Source organism: Rhizobium sp. 01T444 (genome assembly GCF_056398305.1).
The window spans coordinates 1-522 of sequence record NZ_JBFTPD010000406.1 but is presented as its reverse complement, the minus strand read 5'-3'; the positions used below and the strand labels follow the sequence as shown (position 1 = coordinate 522).

Genomic DNA, 522 nt, shown 5'->3' with positions numbered 1-522 from the left:
GGATGGCGGGTTCGTGCTGGCGGTGTGCAACTTCACGCCCGTGCCCCGACGGGGGTATCGAGTGGGAGTGCCTGCGGCGGGCGCCTATCGGGAGATCCTCAACACGGACGGCTCGATCTACGGCGGAAGCGGCGCGGGAAACGGCGTGCTCGAAAGCGAGCCGGTCGGATGGCATCACAGGGCCCAGTCGCTGGTCATGTCCGTGCCCCCGCTGGCGACCGTGATGTGGGTGTTGGCGTGAAGACCCCGACCCCATGCTGAGCCCTGGCAAGCCCTACCCCCTCGGCGCCGCCCCCGGCCCGGACGGCATCAACTTCGCCCTGGCGGCCCCCAGGGCGAGCGCCGTGGAACTCTGCCTCTTCGACCCCACGGGCGAACACGAACAGCAGCGCCTCCAGTTGCCGGAATGCACCAATGGCGTCTGGCATGGCCGCCTGCCCTCCGGCCGCGCGGGTCTCGTCTATGGCTACCGTGTCCACGGCCCTTGGAACCCGCAGGAGGGACATCGCTTCAACCCTTCCA

Annotated in this window: 1 protein-coding gene and 1 pseudogene; both read left to right on the top strand. The window is 69.3% G+C overall.

What is annotated here, in order from left to right; genetic code table 11:
• Window positions 1–241, top strand: a 241-nt coding sequence (locus AC1DTN_RS39180) for an alpha amylase C-terminal domain-containing protein (protein ID WP_477925640.1), incomplete at its 5' end; no start/stop codon positions are given.
• A 13-nt stretch (window positions 242–254) separates the two neighbouring features.
• Window positions 255–522, top strand: a pseudogene (locus tag AC1DTN_RS39175) (glycogen debranching protein GlgX); the annotation flags it as partial.